This is a genomic window from Amorphoplanes friuliensis DSM 7358, from assembly GCF_000494755.1.
GTDB classification, from domain to species: Bacteria; Actinomycetota; Actinomycetes; order Mycobacteriales; family Micromonosporaceae; genus Actinoplanes; species Actinoplanes friuliensis.
Genome location: NC_022657.1, coordinates 9,047,873 through 9,064,803, shown reverse-complemented (window position 1 = coordinate 9,064,803; position 16,931 = coordinate 9,047,873). Strand labels below are relative to the sequence as shown.

The 16,931-nt window shown below is 71.1% G+C and carries 12 protein-coding genes; 9 read left to right on the top strand and 3 right to left on the bottom strand.

The window, feature by feature from the left end:
* The first annotated feature begins 54 nt into the window (after positions 1–54).
* Genes nth through AFR_RS41795 form a run of 4 tightly spaced genes read left to right on the top strand, consistent with a single transcriptional unit; the run spans position 55 to position 3,500 of the window.
* Positions 55–852 (top strand): endonuclease III, encoded by a 798-nt coding sequence (nth, locus tag AFR_RS41810; protein ID WP_041843406.1) that lies wholly within the window; start codon positions 55–57, stop codon positions 850–852.
* Complete coding sequence (locus AFR_RS45685; protein ID WP_238547205.1) at positions 849–1,619, top strand: TlpA disulfide reductase family protein; 771 nt, start codon at positions 849–851, stop codon at positions 1,617–1,619. Before nth ends, AFR_RS45685 begins: the two co-directional genes overlap by 4 nt.
* Positions 1,616–2,299, top strand: a complete 684-nt coding sequence (locus tag AFR_RS41800) for an NUDIX hydrolase (protein WP_023562904.1) — start codon at positions 1,616–1,618, stop codon at positions 2,297–2,299. The genes AFR_RS45685 and AFR_RS41800 overlap by 4 nt, the downstream gene beginning before the upstream one ends.
* A 22-nt stretch (positions 2,300–2,321) precedes the next feature.
* A complete protein-coding gene (locus tag AFR_RS41795; protein WP_148308225.1) occupies positions 2,322–3,500 on the top strand; it encodes a MarP family serine protease in 1,179 nt (392 codons plus the stop codon).
* An 896-nt stretch (positions 3,501–4,396) separates the two neighbouring features.
* Here AFR_RS41795 and mycP read toward each other — a convergent pair.
* Together mycP and AFR_RS41785 are read right to left on the bottom strand one after the other, a co-directional pair.
* The gene (gene mycP, locus AFR_RS41790) at positions 4,397–5,704 is read right to left on the bottom strand and encodes a type VII secretion-associated serine protease mycosin (RefSeq protein WP_023562902.1); all 1,308 of its coding nucleotides are present in this window, start codon (positions 5,702–5,704) and stop codon (positions 4,397–4,399) included.
* Between the two features lie 211 nt (positions 5,705–5,915).
* A complete protein-coding gene (locus AFR_RS41785; RefSeq protein ID WP_023562901.1) occupies positions 5,916–9,896 on the bottom strand; it encodes a type VII secretion protein EccC in 3,981 nt (1,326 codons plus the stop codon).
* Positions 9,897–10,087: 191 nt separating this feature from the next.
* Between AFR_RS41785 and eccD the strand changes: the two genes are divergently transcribed.
* Positions 10,088–11,530 (top strand): type VII secretion integral membrane protein EccD, encoded by a 1,443-nt coding sequence (gene eccD / locus AFR_RS41780; protein ID WP_041841566.1) that lies wholly within the window; start codon positions 10,088–10,090, stop codon positions 11,528–11,530.
* A gap of 56 nt (positions 11,531–11,586) precedes the next feature.
* Here the strand turns inward: eccD and AFR_RS41775 are convergent, their stop codons facing one another.
* Positions 11,587–12,090 (bottom strand): inorganic diphosphatase, encoded by a 504-nt coding sequence (locus tag AFR_RS41775; protein WP_023562899.1) that lies wholly within the window; start codon positions 12,088–12,090, stop codon positions 11,587–11,589.
* Between the two features lie 546 nt (positions 12,091–12,636).
* On the opposite strand from AFR_RS41775, the gene dacB reads away from it, so the two are divergent.
* The 4 genes from dacB (at position 12,637) to hpt (ending at position 16,814) form a co-directional block, all read left to right on the top strand.
* Positions 12,637–14,028, top strand: coding sequence for a D-alanyl-D-alanine carboxypeptidase/D-alanyl-D-alanine endopeptidase (gene dacB, locus AFR_RS41770; protein ID WP_238547204.1), 1,392 nt, complete (start codon positions 12,637–12,639; stop codon positions 14,026–14,028).
* Positions 14,029–14,077: 49 nt separating this feature from the next.
* Positions 14,078–15,136 carry a zinc-dependent metalloprotease gene (locus AFR_RS41765; protein WP_023562897.1) on the top strand — a complete coding sequence of 353 codons (1,059 nt, stop codon included), beginning with the start codon at positions 14,078–14,080 and terminating at the stop codon, positions 15,134–15,136.
* 9 nt (positions 15,137–15,145) lie between these two features.
* Positions 15,146–16,111, top strand: a complete 966-nt coding sequence (gene tilS, locus AFR_RS41760; protein WP_041841564.1) for a tRNA lysidine(34) synthetase TilS — start codon at positions 15,146–15,148, stop codon at positions 16,109–16,111.
* 127 nt (positions 16,112–16,238) lie between these two features.
* Positions 16,239–16,814 carry a hypoxanthine phosphoribosyltransferase gene (hpt, locus tag AFR_RS41755; protein ID WP_023562895.1) on the top strand — a complete coding sequence of 192 codons (576 nt, stop codon included), beginning with the start codon at positions 16,239–16,241 and terminating at the stop codon, positions 16,812–16,814.
* The last annotated feature ends 117 nt before the right edge of the window (positions 16,815–16,931 follow it).

Genomic DNA, 16,931 nt, shown 5'->3' with positions numbered 1-16,931 from the left:
CGTACTCTTGCTCGCGTGAGTCGTCCCGTCGCCGCCGCGCCCGCAGGCCCGGCCCTGCTCGCCCGGTCGGCCAAACGCTTCGCCGGCGAGACCCCGATCGGACGAAAGCGCCGGGCGCGCAAGATGGCCAAGGTGCTGACGGAGACCCACCCCGACGCGCACTGCGAGCTGGACTTCAAGACCCCGCTGCAGCTCGCGGTGGCGACGATCCTGTCCGCGCAGTGCACGGACAGGAAGGTCAACGAGGTCACCCCGACGGTCTTCGCGAAATACGTGGCCGCGGCCGACTACGCCGCCGCGGACCGCAGCGAGATGGAAGCCATCCTCCGGCCGACCGGCTTCTTCCGCGCCAAGACCGACTCGCTGATCAAGCTCGGTCAGGCGCTCCTGGACCGCCACCAGGGTGAACTCCCCGGCCGGCTGGACCAGCTGGTCGCGCTCCCGGGCATCGGCCGCAAAACCGCCAACGTCATCCTCGGCAACGCCTTCGACGTCCCCGGCATCACGGTCGACACCCACTTCCGCCGCCTGGTCAACCGCTTCGGCTGGGTCAAGGAAGAAGACCCCGTCAAGATCGAATTCCTGGTCGCCGACCTCATCGAAAAACGCGACTGGACGATGCTGTCGCACCGCATCATCTTCCACGGCCGCCGCGTCTGCCACGCCCGCAAACCCGCCTGCGGCGCGTGCACCCTGGCCACCATGTGCCCGTCCTACGGCACCGGCCCGACCGAGGCCGCACCGGCCGCCAAACTGCTCAAAGGCCCCCGCGCCCGCGAACTCGCCGTCCAGGCCGGCGTCGACCCCGACCTGGTCCCAGCCGCCGCGATCGTGACACCGGACGTGCCGTGAGCCGAGCCCGGGGCGGTCCGCCGGCACTGGCGCGGTGGCTGACGCCACCCCTGGTGCTGCTCCTTGCCGCCTGCACGGCCTCCAAAACCCCACCCCAGTCAGCCACCGACAACACCGCGTCACCGTTCGCCGACTGCGCAGCGCTCACCTCCACCCCGTCGGCCGCAGCCCGCGCAGGCTCGGCGACGCCCGGCTCCTCGGCCGGGACCGGCTCGCCGGCCGGGACCGGCTCGCCGGCCGGGACCGGCTCGCCGGGCGCGCCCGGCCTCCCGGGCTCAGCCTCTGACTCGGCCGGGCCTGCGGTGTCGGGCTCGGCTGTGGCCGGTTCCTCTTCCTCAGCCGGGGCGGCGGATCTGCCGGCGGTGGCGCTGCCGTGTTTTACCGGTGGGGAGAGTTTTGAGCTGACCGGGTTGCGGGGGCCGGCCGTGGTCAACCTGTGGGCCTCCTCCTGTGCGCCGTGCCGGGAGGAACTGCCGCTGCTGCAGGAGCTCGCCGACCGCACCGCTGGGCAGTTGCACGTCGTCGGCGTCGACACGTTCGATACCCGGGCCGCCGGGGCTTCGTTCGCCGCGGACAAGGGCGTGTCGTTCCCGACGTTGTTCGACCCGGACAAGAAGCTGCTCACCGGTCTCGGCAAGGTCAACCTGCCCGTCACCGTGTTTGTCGGTGCGGACGGCGGACGCCACGTCTACACCGGTAAGGCGCTCGACAAACCGACGCTCGGCGGGCTCGTGCGCACCCACACCGGCGTGACGGTGACCGAATGAGCGAGCGCCCGGACGGGCTCCCCGGCTGGTGGGAGCCTTTGCTGACCCGGGCCCGCTCCGCGCGTACCGAGGACTTCACGACGCTGAGGGCACCGGCGAGCGGGGGGCGGGCTGCGTCCGTACTGGTGCTGCTGGGTGAGGATCGGCCCGGTGAGCCGGACCTGCTGGTCCTGCAACGAGCCGCGACCATGCGCAACCATGCAGGTCAGCCTGCCTTTCCGGGCGGCGCGGCCGACCCGGAGGACCGGGACGCGGCGGCCACCGCCCTGCGCGAGGCCAACGAGGAGGTCGGCCTCGACCCGGCGAGCGCAACCGTGCTCACGACGCTGCCCGAGCTCTACATCCCGGTCAGCCGGTTCGTGGTGACACCGGTGCTGGCCTGGTGGCACGCGCCCCACCCGGTGCATTCCCGGGAGCCCGCCGAGGTCGCGCACGTCGCCCGGCTGCCGGTCGCCGAGCTGGTCGACCCGGCGAACCGCATCCGGGTACGCCACCCGAGCGGCTGGGTCAGCCCAGCTTTCCAGGTGCGCGGAATGCTCGTCTGGGGCTTCACGGCGGGCGTCATCTCGGCGCTGCTGGACATGGCGCGCTGGGCCCGCCCGTGGGAGCCCGGCCCGCTGGTCAACCTGCCCGATGCCCCGGTCACGGTGCCGGACACCTCCGACGAGGTGGTCTCGTGACTCCCACTCCTACCCTGAGCGAGTGCTTGTGGTCGATGGAATCCTGATCCTGCTCATGCTGGTCTTCGCGATCAGCGGATACCGGCAGGGTTTTGTCATCGGGGCGCTGTCCTTCGGCGGGTTCTTCAGCGGTGTGCTGATCGGCCTCCAGGTCGGCCCGCTGATCGCGAACCAGTTCGCCGACGGGACCATCCGGCTGGTCGTCTCCCTGGTCGCGATCTTCGCGCTCGCCGTCCTCGGCCAGACCCTCGCGGGCTGGCTCGGCACCAAACTCCGCCGCTCGATCTCCAGCCAGCCCCTGCAACGCCTGGACGACGCGGGCGGCGCGGTGGTCTCGCTGGTCGCGGTGCTGCTCGTCGCCTGGTTGATCGCTGTCCCGCTGGGGTCGACACCGTTCCCGGGCATCAACAAGCAGGTCCGCAGCAGCGCCGTCCTGAACGGCATCAACTCCCTGATGCCGGAGCAGGCCCAGGCACTCTCGGCCGGTCTCCGCGAATCGCTCAACACCAACGGCTTCCCGGACGTCTTCGGCGGCTTGGCCCGCACCAACGCCCGCGAGGTCGCAGCACCGGACCCGAAACTGGCGAAGTCCCCGGTGGTCGTCAACTCGCGGCGTTCGGTCATCAAGGTCCTCGGCACGGCCCCGAGCTGCTCCCGGCGCATCGAAGGTTCCGGCTTCGTCTACTCCGACGAGCGCATCATGACCAACGCGCACGTGGTCGCCGGCACCCGCAACGTCCAGGTCGAAACCAACGACGGCCGCCTCGACGGCAAGGTGGTCGTCTACGACCCGGACCGCGACCTGGCCGTCATCTACGTCCCCGGCCTCCGCGCCCCGGTCATGCCCTTCGTGGAGCGCCCGGCCGCCACCGGCGCCAACGCCATCGTCCTCGGCTACCCCCTGGACGGCCCCTACGACGCCCAGTCAGCCCGCGTCCGCGAAGTCAGCAAGATCACCGGCCCCGACATCTACGACTCCGGCGACGTCACCCGCGAGATCTACACAATCTTCGCCAAAGTCCGCAGCGGCAACTCCGGCGGCCCCCTCGTAGCCCCCAACGGCGACGTCCTCGGCGTGATCTTCGCCGCGGCGGCCGACGACCAGACAACGGGCTTCGCCCTGACAGCGGCCGAAGCCTCCGGCACCGCCCGCCTGGGCATCGAACGCACCCGAGGCGTCAAAACCGGCGACTGCGCCTGACCCCCGCCACGCGGCGACTCCGGTGGCCCGACCCACGCCGGAGCTGTCGCCCGCGGATGAGGTGGGAAGTGCTGCTCAGCGCGGCGGCGGTCTGCATCGCTGCTCACCTCAGCGCGGCGGCAGCGTGCATCGCTGCGCGCCTCAGCGCGGCGGTCTGCATCGCCGCCCGCCTCAGCGCCGGAATCTGCTCCGCGCGATGACATCGGTTGATGGGCCGGCCGATGCTTCCGGCCTCACCTGCGGCTTGGCCTTCCCCCGCTGCTTGGTCCTTCCTCACCTGCTTGGCGTTCCCTCACCTGCGGCTTGGCCTTAGCCCGCCTGCTTGACCTTCCCTCACCTGCTTGGCCTTCCTCACCTGTGGCTTGGCCTTCCTCACCTGCTTGGCCTTCCCTCACCGTGCGGGCGAGCGGTGGAGGCGGCGTTTGCCGTCGGTGCGGTGGCGGGGCGAAGCAGTTGTGGACCATCGACCCAACTTCCCTGATGTTGGGCCTTCGGCGAGCCCGGGTAGGCCCGACTCCAGGGAAGTTGTGTTGACCATGCGGCCGATCGGCGGAGCCACTGCGACCGGTGGCCCTCGTGGCCGTTCGCTTGCGGTCGGTTCGGTCTGCGGCCGGAGTGCCGAAGTCAGGCGAGCGGCAGAGTCTGGCGCGGCTTGCTGCGCGGATCTGCCGCTTGAGGGCCAGGCCAAGATCGAGGACCGCCCAGCGTCGACCGGGGCCTGTCGTCCACGCCTGGTGACAACCGCCGAATGCTGCGATGCGGATGGCCCACTGACCACCGGCTCGCCGAGCGGTGAGCTGTGCGGGCCGGGCAAGCTGGGCTGGGCTGGGCCGCGCTGGGCTGGGCTGGGCGGCGCTGGGCTGGGCCGCGCCGGGCTGGGGTGGCTGCGGGGTGGGTTAGGCGATGGTGGCGAAGCGGCGGACCGTGAAGATCGCTGCCACGACGGACAGCAGGAAGAGCAGGCCCGCCGCCCACCAGCCGTGGTTCGATCCGGTCGCGGCGGGGTCGCCGGCGCGGGCGGCGGTTCCGGCGTTGAGGCCGGGGAGGCGGGTGCCGACCGTGCCCGCTGCGGCGCTGTCCGGGGCGGATTGGGCCTGGCCGGAGATCGGGGCGTTGCCGAAGCGGGCGATGCCCGGCGACGCCGTCGTGTCGAGGGGGTTGCGGAGGACGGTCGGGAGTTCGGCGGTCAGGGCGCCGGTCGGGTCGACCATGCCGTAGCCGTACTGGGGGTCGCGGCCGGTGGCGCCGCGGTCCTTGGCTGTTTTGATGATTCGGTTGATCACTTCGCCGGCGGACATCGTGGGCCAGCGGGAGCGGATCAGGGCGGCGGTGCCGGAGACCATCGGGGCCGCGAAGCTGGTGCCCTGCACTCGCCAGTAGCCGTCGGGGCGGGCGCCGACCAGTTGGGTGGCGGGGGCGGTGACGACGGTTTCTTTGCCGGTGATCGAGCCGGACCAGAGGATGTCGCCGTCTTTTTCCATGCCGGCGACGGCGAGGATGCCGGGTTCGCGGGCGGGATACCAGACGCCGGAGGACGAGGAGGTGCTGGCGTTGCCGGTGCAGGCGACGACGACCACGTCCTTGGCGAAGGCGTAGTCGAGGGCGGCGGCCAGGGCGGGGCTGCTGCCGTTGCCGCCGAGGGAGAGGTTGATGACGCGGGCGCCGTGGTCGACGGCCCAGCGGACGCCCTTGGCCACGATCATGGCGTCGTCGTAGCGGTTCTCGCGGTCGAGGACGCGTACCGGGAGGATCTTGGCTTTGGGGGCGATGCCGACGACGCCGGCGTCGTCGTCGCTGCGGCCGGCGATGATCGCCGAGACCGTGGTGCCGTGGCCTACGAGGTCGGTGTCGCCGTCGCCGTCCGGGTCGACTAGGTCGAGGCCGGGGAGGACCTGGCCCTGGAGGTCCTTGTGGTCGGAGTCCACGCCGGAGTCGATCACGGCGACCGTGACGCCCGCGCCCATCGAGTAGGTCCAGGCGCCGGCGACGTTCAGGGTTTTCAGGTGCCACTGCTCGGCGCGGACCGAGTCGCCGACCCAGGGTTCGGGGCTGGCGAGGGGACTGGCGAACGGGCTGGCGAGCGGAACGGCCTGGGGCGGCTGGCCGCCCGTCTCGGCGAGGACCGGCGTGCCGCTCAGGCCGACGCACAGTCCGGCGGCGGCGGTGGTCGCGGCCAGCCGGACGGGCAGGCTCCGGACGTTCACCAACGGGCACCGTCGCAGGCCGGACGGCGTGCGGGGACGTCACGCCGGACTCGGCGGGACGCGCTCGGTGCTTCGCTCACAGCGCTCACGGGCGGCATGACCATTCTGATGATGGACGGTCGATGGTGGGAGATTACTCCGAATCCGCGCTTTGTCGCTGGGGTCTGTCGATGCGGATCGCACCGGATGTGTGCCCGAAAGACCCTGCCCGTCAGTACGGCGGCAGGTGCGACAACTGGATCAGCCGCATGCCCTCACGCCGTGTCATCAATCGACCACGGCCAGGTGGCATCAGGGTGGGACGAATCGGTCCGATGAGGGCACCTTCGTCACTCGGTCCCGACATCACGAGGCCCGGCGACGACAGTTCCCGCAGCCGCTGGATGACCGGGTCGTACATCGCCCGGCTGGCGCCACCGGCCCGTCGCGTGACGATCAGGTGCAGGCCGACGTCGCGGGCCTGGGGCAGGTATTCCAGGATCGGTGTGAGCGGGTTGGTCGGCCCCGACGCGACGAGGTCGTAGTCGTCGACGAGCACGAACAGCTCCGGGCCGTTCCACCAGGACCGTTCGCGCAGCTGCTGCGCGGTCACGTCCGGGCCGGGCAGGCGGCGTTCCATGTACCCCGCGACGGACTCCATCAGCTCGAGTGTCTTGGCGGCCTGGATGCCGTACCCGATGCGGTGGTCGGATTCGGGGAGGTCCATGAGGCTGCGCCGGTAGTCGACCAGGATGAGGCGGGCTTCCTCCGGGGCGAACCGCCGCGTGACCGAGGTCGCGAGCGCCCGCAGGAACGACGACTTGCCGCACTCGGCGTCGCCGAAGAGCAGGAAGTGCGGGTCGCCGGAGAAGTCGATCTCGACGGGCTGCAGGTCGGACTCGGCGATGCCGATCGGCAGGCGCAGACCGGTGGACCTGTCCAGATCAATGTCGGCGTACGGCAAGGACGGCGGCAACAAACGCACACGCGGCGCCGGCGCCCCGCTCCAGTTCGTCGCGATCATCTTCACCAGCGCGGCCGTTTCGCCCGCACCGCTCAGCTCGGGCCGCACGGTCAGCAGGTGCAGGCTCTTGTTCTTGTCGGTCGGGTGCTCGACGAGGCCACGACCGGCCTTCTCCGGCACGTTGATCGCCGCGCGCCGGTTGACGATCGAGTCGGTGGGGTCGCCGAGGCGCAGCTCGACGCGGGAGCCGAAGAGGTCGCGGATCGCCGGTCGGTAGTCCATCCAGCGCGGGGCACTGGTCACCACGTGGATGCCGTACGACAGACCACGCGTGGCGATGTCGGTGATCACGGACTCGAGCTCGTCGTAGTCCTTGCGCAGCGTGGACCAGCCGTCGACCACCAGGAACACGTCACCGAACGGGTCGGCGTCGGCGCCGGTGTTGAGCCCGGCCTGGGCCGCGCGCCGCCGCCGGTACGACGACATGGAGTCGACGCCGAGCTCGCCGAAGCGCCGTTCGCGGTCGTTGAGCAGGGTCGAGACCTCGCCGACCGTACGCCGGACGCCCACCGAGTCGAGCCGCCCGTAGACGCCGCCGACGTGCGGCAGGTCCTTGAGTGTGCCGAGCGAGCCGCCACCGAAGTCGAGGCAGTAGACCTGCACCTCGGCGGGGGTGTGGGTGAGCGCGAGACCGCAGATCAGTGATCGCAGCGCCGTCGACTTGCCGGACTGGGCACCACCGACGACCGCGACGTGGCCGGCGCTGCCGCCGAGCTGGAGCCACATCACGTCGCGCAGCTGCTCGCGCGGCTTGTCGATCAGGGCGATCGGCACCTGGAGGGCGCCGTGCAGCTCGGGGTTGGCGAACGCCAGGCCGCGGACGGGGTCCACGGTGACCGGGCCGAGCAGCTCGTCGAGGGCGGCCGACTGGTTCAGCGGCGGGAGCCACACCTGGTGTGCCGGCGGTCCCTGGCCGTTGAGCCGGTCGACCATGACGTCCAGCAGGCTCTCGCCCTCGGCGAGCTCCTCGGGCTTGGGCGCGGCGGGCTTCACCGGCTTGGGCGCCGGCAGGTAGTGCGTGGAGTAGGACAGCACCTGCGGCGCCGACCCGTCGCGGGCGGTGCCGAGACCGCGGCTGCCGGCCTTCCGGAACGCTCCCGACACGTACGCCGCCTTGAAGCGGATCAGCGGCTCGGTGCCGAACTTGAGGTATCCGTGGCCGGGCGAGCGCGGCAGCTCGTAGGCGTCCGGCACACCCAGCACGGCCCGTGACTCCAGGGCCGAGAAGGTCCGGAGACCGATCCTGTACGACAGGTGCGTGTCGAGCCCCCGCAGCCGGCCCTCCTCGAGGCGCTGGCTGGCGAGCAGCAGGTGCACACCGAGCGAGCGGCCCAGCCGTCCGATCTGGACGAAGAGGTCGATGAAGTCCGGTTTGGCCGACAACAGCTCGGAGAACTCGTCACAGATGACCAGCAGCGACGGCAGTGGGGGCAGCGCGGCACCACCGGCCCGCGCCTTCTCGTAGTCGCGCAGGCTGCCGTAGTTGCCGGCCTTGCGGAGCAGCTCCTGACGCCGGATCAGCTCGCCGTCGATCGCGTCGACCATGCGGTCGACCAGGGGAAGCTCGTCGGCGAGGTTGGTGATGACGGCGGCGGTGTGCGGCAGCCGGTCGAGGGAGGAGAAGGTCGCGCCGCCCTTGAAGTCAACGAGCACGAAGTTCAGCGTCTCGGACGAGTGGGTTGCGGCGAGCGCGAGCACCATCGTGCGCAGCAGCTCGGATTTACCCGAGCCGGTCGCGCCGATGAGCAGGCCGTGCGGGCCCATGCCGTCCTGCGCCGACTCCTTGAGGTCGAGCTCGATCGCGCCACCGTCGGCGCCGAGGCCGATCGGCACGCGCAGCTTGTCGCGGTTGGGCCGGGGCAGCCAGGCCTGCGCGACGCTGAAGGTGTCGGGGTCGCCCAGGTTGAGCAGCTCGGGCAGGCCCATCTCGGTGGCCATCGGGGTGTCGGAGTTCTTCGACATCGCGGCCAGCCGCAGCGGCGCGAGCCGCCTCGCCACCGCCTCGGCCTCTTCCTCACTGAGCCGGTCCGGCATGCCGACGTCCGCCGCGTGATCCATCGCGTACGTGTGCAGCTCCCGCCGTCCGGCGTTGCCCGGCTTCACCTCCAGGACCAGGAGCGACCGGTCGAGCAGGCGTGGTGGCACGTCGTCGAGGTCGAGCACCGTCACGCCGTCGATGCCGTCGTCGAGCTGTGTGGCGCCCTTGAGGTCGGCGCCGTCGAGCACGATCACGACGTGCGGGCCGTTGGTGCTGACACCGGCGGGGTTGAACCGCGGCCGGTTGCCGATGACGTCCTCGAGCAGTTTTTCCAGGTCGGGACCGGCGCTGGCGACCAGCCGGACCTGGCCGAGCCGGTCGGTCCGCGACGGGTGCAGGTTGTGCGGCAGCCACTTGACCCATTCCCACATCGCGCGGCGCTCGGGTCCGGCGCAGACGGCGATGATGAGGTCCTCGGGCGCGTGGAAGACGGCCAGCTGGGCCAGCACGGCCCTGGTCAGGGCACGGGCGTCGCCCTCACCGGCCGGGCCCTGACCACGCATGAACACCCGCGCGAAGCCGCGCAGGGACACCGCGACCGGCAGGTCGGGGACCACCGAGTAGGCGTCGAGGAAGCGGCGCAGCGCACCGGCGGTCATCGGCTCGAGGTCCTCGAGCGGCCGGGTGACCGGCGGGATCAGCGGCGTGGCCAGCGTCTGCGGCCCGACGGCGAGCCGCACGACACCGAAGTCGGGGTCGGCCGGGCGGCGTTCCCACACCCGGTGGCTGTCGGCGGTCGACCAGAGCTGTCCCGGGTCGGGGTGGCGGTAGAAGAGACCGATCTTCTGCTTGCTGGCGGTGTCGCGGACCCGGCGGCGCAGCGCGGAGAGGTGCCGCAGATATTCGCGGCGGGCGGCCATCATCTCGGCCTTCTTGGGCGCACCACCGCCGCCGAACGAGGTGGCCAGCATGGCCAGCGAGGAGACGCCGAACAGCCCACCGACCACATAGGAGAAAGCACCGCCACCGCCGCGGCCCATCATCATGGCCATCGCGACGGAACCGCCGAGCATCGGCAGCACCATCATCGCCTGCGTCCAGCGCCCGCCGACCGCCTGCGGGATCTCCGGTGGTGGATCGACGGCGAGTTCGCCGGCCGGGATCTCCGGTGCGGGGCGCCGTGCGGCCCGCTTGATCACCACCGTGCTCATTCGGAAACTGTCCCTTTCGTCCGCTACCAACAGCCTTTGCGTAAATAATCCACTTAGGCGGGTGGTGGCTTGCCCCGTCCGCGCGACCGGCGACCGGTCACCGCGCAGGGCTCAGGATAGGTAAAGTCCCCCTCGTTCCGCAGCCTCGTCACCATCGATGGGAATAACGGCATGGGAAAGGTCGGCACATCGTGAGCGTTGGATTGGCTCGCGTCACGATCAGTGCTCCGCAGCGCCGGGTCGATGTGGCGCTGCCCGAGCACGTGCCGCTCGCGGAGTTGCTGCCCGAGGTGCTGCGGCACGCGGGTGAGGGACTGGCGGACGACGGTGAGAAGCACGGAGGCTGGCTGCTGCGCCGCACCGACGGCGTCGCGCTGGCGACCGCGCAAGGGCTCTTCCCGCAGGGTGTGCGCGACGGTGAGGTGCTGCACCTCGTCCCGGCCCGCGACAACTGGCCCGAGCTCGAGTACGACGACGTCGTCGAGGCCATCGCCGAGGGCGCACGCCGCCGCGGCACGGTCTGGACACCCACCTCCACCAGGACCGCGACGCTGGTCGGCTGTGCGGTGCTGCTCTCACTCGGCCTGCTCGCCGTGCTCGCCGCCGGCGCTTCCTGGGGCGGCGCGGCCTTCTTCGGGCTCGGTGTCGGCCTGCTGCTCGCGCTGGCCGGCATCACGGCCTCCCGGGCGTACGGCGACGCGCGTGCCGGGGCTGTCCTGGGTGGCTGTGCCCTCCCGTACGCCTTCGCGGGTGGCGCGGCGCTGGTCGCGTCCGGCGACGGTGACCGGGCCGGCGTCTTCGGCCTGCTGCCGTGGATCGGCGGCCCCGAACTGCTGGCCGGGTCGGTGGCGTTGCTGCTGGTCGCCGCGCTGGGCGGGGTCGGTGTGGCCGCGTCCTTCCGGGTCTTCGCCGCGGGAGTGATGGTCGGCCTCTTCGGGGCGCTGACCGCTCTGACGGGGTTCCTCACCTCGGCCGCCGGTGCGGCTTCCGTGCTGCTGTCGCTGCTGGTCTGCGGCATCGGCGCGCTTCCGCTGCTGGCCATCCGGTTCGGCAAGATGCCCACGCCGCCCGTGACCCTGCCGACCGGCAGCGAGGCCGAGCAGGGCTTCACCGGTGCTCCGGCGCGCGATGCGGCCCTGGACGCCGCTCGCGAGCGTCCCGACCGGGCCCGGGTCTTCGCCGCGGTCAGTCGCACCGAGGAGCTGCTCACGGGCATGCTGATCGGCCACGCGCTGCTCTGCATGGGTGCGTTCGTGGTGCTGGCCTCGTCCGGCGGGCTGTCCGCGCAGATCCTGATGGGTCTCGCCGTGGCGGCGCTGCTGCTGCGTTCGCGGCTGTTCGTCACGCAGCGGCAGCGGCTGCCGCTGATCTCCGCCGGGCTGTTCGGGCTCTTCGCCCTGGGGGTCGATCTGCTCTGGACCGCCGGCGAGGCGATGCTCCTCGGTGTTGCCGTGACGGCGTTGCTGGTCGCCCTGGGGACAGTGGCCGCCGGAGCGACGTGGACCCGCCGGCCGCCGTCGCCCTACCTGGGCCGCTTCGCCGACGTGCTCGACACCCTTGCCGTGGTGGCGGTCATCCCCGTTGCCTGCGCTGTTCTCGGCCTCTACGGGATGGCCAGCAACATCAACATCTGACGACGCAAAAACGCGGCGGTCGAGCAAAATGCCCGGCCGCCGCGTTTTGTGTCAGATCAGTGACCCTCGTCGTGGTGCTCGGCGGCCTCCGCGCGCTTGAACGACGCCCGGATCTCCTCCTCGGCCTCGACACGACCGGTCCAGGTCGCACCCTCGACCGACTTGCCCGGCTCGAGGTCCTTGTAGACCGTGAAGAAGTGCTGGATCTCCATCCGGTCGAACTCGCCCAGGTGGTGGATGTCGCGCAGGTGCTCCTGACGCGGGTCCTCGTAAGGCACGCAGAGGACCTTGTCGTCGCGGCCCTTCTCGTCGGTCATGCGGTACATGCCGATGGCCCGCGCCCGCACGAGGCAGCCGGGGAACGTCGGCTCCTGGATGAGCACCAGGGCGTCGAGCGGGTCGCCGTCCTGCCCCAGGGTGCCCTCGATGAACCCGTAGTCGGCCGGGTACTGGGTCGCGGTGAAGAGCGTCCGGTCCAGACGGATCCGGCCGGTCTTGTGGTCGACCTCGTACTTGTTCCGCTGACCCTTGGGGATCTCAACCAAAACGTCGAAATCCATCGTTCGCTCCCTTGTTAGCCCCGCAGTCGGACCCGGCAGGGCGTGGCGACGGAGCGGGAGCGTGAAGAGGCCCCCCGAGGATCCGCGCGCACCGGTGTGCCGGATGTTTGTAGTCTCCCCTAAGTCTGACGCCACGTACGGAGGAGGGGCTCGTGGGGAGGCAAGATTCACAGAACACTCCTGAGTACGACGGCGTGTCGGGGTCGAAAAGTGGTCATTCGCCGGTAGGGCGGGCCAGTGTGCCGTCACCGGCAGCACCAGAGGCACCGGTGACACCAGCAGCACCGGCGGCACCACGACCCGCAAGCACCACGTCCCGCAAGCACCACGTACGGCCGTGCTGCGGTCCCGGTCAACACCGGTGCTCCGCAGCCACCGCCGCCACAAGAGTTTCCGCAGCCCCAGGCGCCTGTGGCCGGACCGGCGGATCAGCCCGGAGGCGGATCCCCGGGCCCGGTGGATCCCGCAGCCGCCCCGGCGTCAGCGGCGCAGCCGGGTACGTCTTCGTCGCGGCGTACCGTCGTTCTGTCGGTTCTTGCAGTTGTTGTGTTTGTCGTCATTGCGGCAGCCGGGGTGCTGGTCGTGCGGCCGGGACCGGTCGAGGGCTGGCTGGCGGCCGAACCGACCACGGCGCCCACGGTGGCCCCGACACCCGACCCGACGCCGACTCCGGTGCTGGCCGCGGTGGACACCACGGGCACCGCGCCGACCCCCGAAGGGGTGAAGGACGCGATCGGGCCGCTCGTCAAGGCGCCCGCGCTCGGCAATCAGGTGAACGTGTCGGTGGTCGACACCGCGACCAGCGAGTCGCTCTTCGAGCAGAACGCCGACACGATGACCACACCCGCCTCCACGACCAAGCTGCTGACCGCGGCGACCGTGCTGGCCGCCCGTGGACCGGCCTACCGGCTGAGCACCCGTGTCGTCGCCGGTCCGAACCCCGGTGAGGTCGTGCTGATCGGCGGCGGCGACCCGACGCTGTCCGTGAACGCCAAGGGGCAGTTCCCGGGCGCGGCCCGGCTCGACAAGCTTGCCGACCAGGTCTCCAAGGCGCTTGCCGGGCAGAAGCCGACCAAGGTCATCATCGACACCTCGCTCTACACCGGCCCCCTGACCGCGAAGGGCTGGGACAGCGACGTCATCTCCGGTGGCCAGGTGTCGCGGATCCAGTCGCTGATGACCAACGCCGGGCGGATCAAGCCGGTGCACAACGACTTCGGCGGCGATCCGCGCTTCAACGACCCGGCGATGGCCGCGGGCCGGGCCTTCGCCAAGGAGCTCGGACTGCCGTCCGGTGCCGTGGCCAAGGGCAAGGCGCCGGCGGCCGCCGAGACGCCCGCCTCCACCGGGCCTTCGACGGCGCCCGGGACCGAGCTGGGCAAGGTCGACTCACCTCCGCTGGTGCACGTCGTCGACTGGATGCTCGAGCAGAGCGACAACGTGATCGCCGAGGCCATGGCCCGGCAGGTCGCCCTGGCCGCCGGTCAGGAGGCCTCGTTCGAGGGCGCCGCCGCCGCGATGGTGGCCAAACTCGGCGAGCTGGAACTGCCCGGCGACGAGGCCAACCTCTACGACGCCAGCGGTCTGTCCCGGCACAACGGCATCAGCCCGAAGCTGCTCACCGACGTGCTCACGCTGGCCGCGAGCGGGAAGCACCCCGAGCTGAGCGCCATGTTCGGCGGCCTCCCGGTCGCCGGCTGGTCGGGGACGCTGCGCACGCGGTTCGCCACACCGTCGCCCAACAAGGTCGGCCAGGGGCTGGTCCGGGCCAAGACCGGCTCGCTGACCGGGGTCAACACGATCTCCGGCCAGGTGGTCACCAAGGACGGCCGGCTGCTGGTCTTCGCGATCATGGCGGATGCCACCGGTGAGTCCGGCGCGGCCCGTCAGGCGCTGGACAAGATCGCGGCGAAGCTCGTGACCTGCGGGTGCACCTAGGGGTTTTCTCAGGGACGCCCGCTGGATCGGCGCGGGTACGGTGGTCTGCATGGCGCAGTTCGTTGATTGGGACCTGGCCGCCGCCACCGCGGGCGCGCTGTCGAAGTCCGGGCCCGCGGTGTCCTACGAAGAAGCCACGCAGGTGGTGGCTCAACTGCGCGACCTGACCGACGAGGCAGCAGGCCACGTCGCGGCCTACACGGGGCTGACGTCCCAGGCCGACCCCCCGCCCGTGCGGGTCGTCGACCGCAAGGACTGGGCGGCGGTCAACATCGCCGGCCTCAAAGAGGTGATCATTCCGCTGGTCACGCGCCTTTCCGGCGACAAGCAGCCGGGCGCGGTGGCCGACGCGATCGGCTCCCGGGTCACCGGGGTGCAGGCCGGCACCGTGCTGGCCTACCTCTCCGGCCGCGTGCTGGGGCAGTTCGAGGTGTTCTCCTCCGAGCAGGGCCAGCTGCTGCTCAACGCCCCGAACATCGTCGAGGTCGAGCGCAAGATCGGTGCCGATCCCCGCGACTTCCGGCTCTGGGTGTGCCTGCACGAGGTGACCCACCGCACGCAGTTCACGGCCGTGCCGTGGATGCGGGGCTACTTCCTCGGCGAGGTCCAGGCCTTCGTCGACGCCTCACAGAACGGTGAGCACATCCTCGAGCGCATGCGCCGTGGAGTCGCCACCCTGTCCGACACGCTGCGCGACCCCGACAGCCGCTCGTCGGTGATCGACATCGTGCAGACGCCCGCGCAGAAGGCCGTCCTCGACCGCCTGACCGCGCTGATGACGCTGCTCGAGGGGCACGCCGAGTTCGTCATGGACGGCGTCGGGCCCGAGGTCATCCCGTCGGTCGAGGCGATCCGCTCGAAGTTCAACCAGCGCCGCGAGAGCGGCAACCCCCTGGAAAAGGCGATCCGCCGGCTGCTCGGCATCGAGGTCAAGATGCGGCAGTACGCCGAGGGTCACAAGTTCGTCCACGGGGTGGTCGAGCGTGTCGGCATGGAGGGCTTCAACAAGATCTTCAGCTCGCCGCTGACGCTGCCGCGCACCGAGGAGCTGAGCGACCCGGACGCCTGGGTGGCGCGGGTGCACGGTCCGGTCGGCCTGGCGACGTAGCGTGACCGGATGGCCAGGATCCCGCCTCCGGTAGCGACCATCCGCACTGCCGTGCGGCGGGCTCTCGGCCCGTCCGGGTCCGTCCTCGTCGCCTGCTCGGGCGGGGCGGACTCGCTGGCCCTGGCCGCCGCGACGGCTTTCGTCGCCCCGCGTCTGGGCATCCGGGCCGGACTGGTCACGGTCGATCACGGCCTGCAGGACGGCTCGGCCGCCCGTGCCGCAGCAGTGGCGGAGTGGGGACGGTCCGTCGGCCTGGACCCGGTCGAGGTCGCGACCGTCGACGTGGGCGGCCGACCCGGCGGGCCGGAGGCGGCCGCGCGGGACGCCCGCTACGAGGCGCTTTCCTCCGCGGCCGAGCGAAACACCGCCGGCACGGTCCTGCTGGGGCACACCCGCGACGACCAGGCCGAGACCGTGCTGCTGGCCCTCGCCCGCGGCGGCGGCCCGCGGGGACTGTCCGGGATGCCGTTCCGCAAGGGTGTGTTCGTGCGTCCGCTGCTCGACGTGACCCGCGCCGACACCCGCAAAGCCTGCGCCGCCCTCGGGCTCGCTGCCTGGGACGACCCGCACAATGCCGACCCGGCCTACACCCGGGCCCGGGTGCGGGCCGATGCTCTGCCGGCGCTGATCGCGGCCCTCGGCCCGGCCGTGGTCGCCAACCTCGCCCGGACGGCCGCGCTGGTCGCCGCGGACGTCGACTACCTGGACGCGGCCGCTGCCGAGGCCCTGGCCGCCGTGCGGACCCCGGCCGGCCTGCCGGTCCCGGCGCTGGCCGCGCTGCCGGCCGCGATCCGGAGCCGTGTGCTCCACGCCTGGGCCAAGGAGCTGGGCGCGCCCGGTTCGGCCTTGGCCCATCGGCACGTCGTCGCCCTCGACGCCCTGGTCACGGCGTGGCACGGGCAAGGGCCGACCTCGTTGCCCGACGGGATCGTCGTCGGGCGCCGGGAGGGTCACCTCGTCCGGGTTGCCCTGTGACAGTTGTCACGGTCTGTGGTGCTACCGCCGACTTCTTGGGGGGATTCACCCCATAACCTGCGCTTGTCCGGGCACGGACCGCAGCCCCCGGCCACGCGAGGCCATCTTCATACGGCACGCTAGGCGCATGGCAGACGGCTCCTGGTACGACGCCGACATCGACCGCGTGATCATCTCCGAGGAGCAGATCCGCGAGAAGACCGAAGAGCTCGCCAAGCAGGTCGCCGCGGACTACGCGGACGCCGAGGGCGGCATCCTGCTGGTCTGCGTGCTCAAGGGCGCGGTCATGTTCATGGCGGATTTTGCGCGTGCGCTGGGCCGGCAGGGCCCTTCTTCCGAGATGGAGTTCATGGCCGTCTCGTCGTACGGCTCGGGGACCACGTCCTCCGGGGTGGTGCGCATCCTCAAGGACCTGGACCGCGACATCACCGGCCGGCACGTCGTGATCGTCGAGGACATCGTCGACTCCGGTCTCACCCTGTCCTGGCTGATGAAGTACCTGCAGTCGCGTCAGCCGGAGAGTGTCGAGGTCGTGGCGCTGTTCCGCAAGCCCGACGCGATCAAGGTGCCGGTGCCGACCAAGTACGTCGGCTTCGACATCCCCAGCGAGTTCGTGGTCGGCTACGGACTCGACTTCTCCGAGCGCTACCGCGAGGTTCCGTACGTCGGAGTGCTCAAACCCGAGGTGTACGCCCGTAGCTGAACGTACTCCCAGCCGACTCTCAGAAATCGGGTGTTCGGTCAGACGGTGCGCTGTATTGTCCGCCTTTGTAGGTATTTGGCGGCGCCGTCGGGATGAACGGGCGGTGATCGTGAGGGT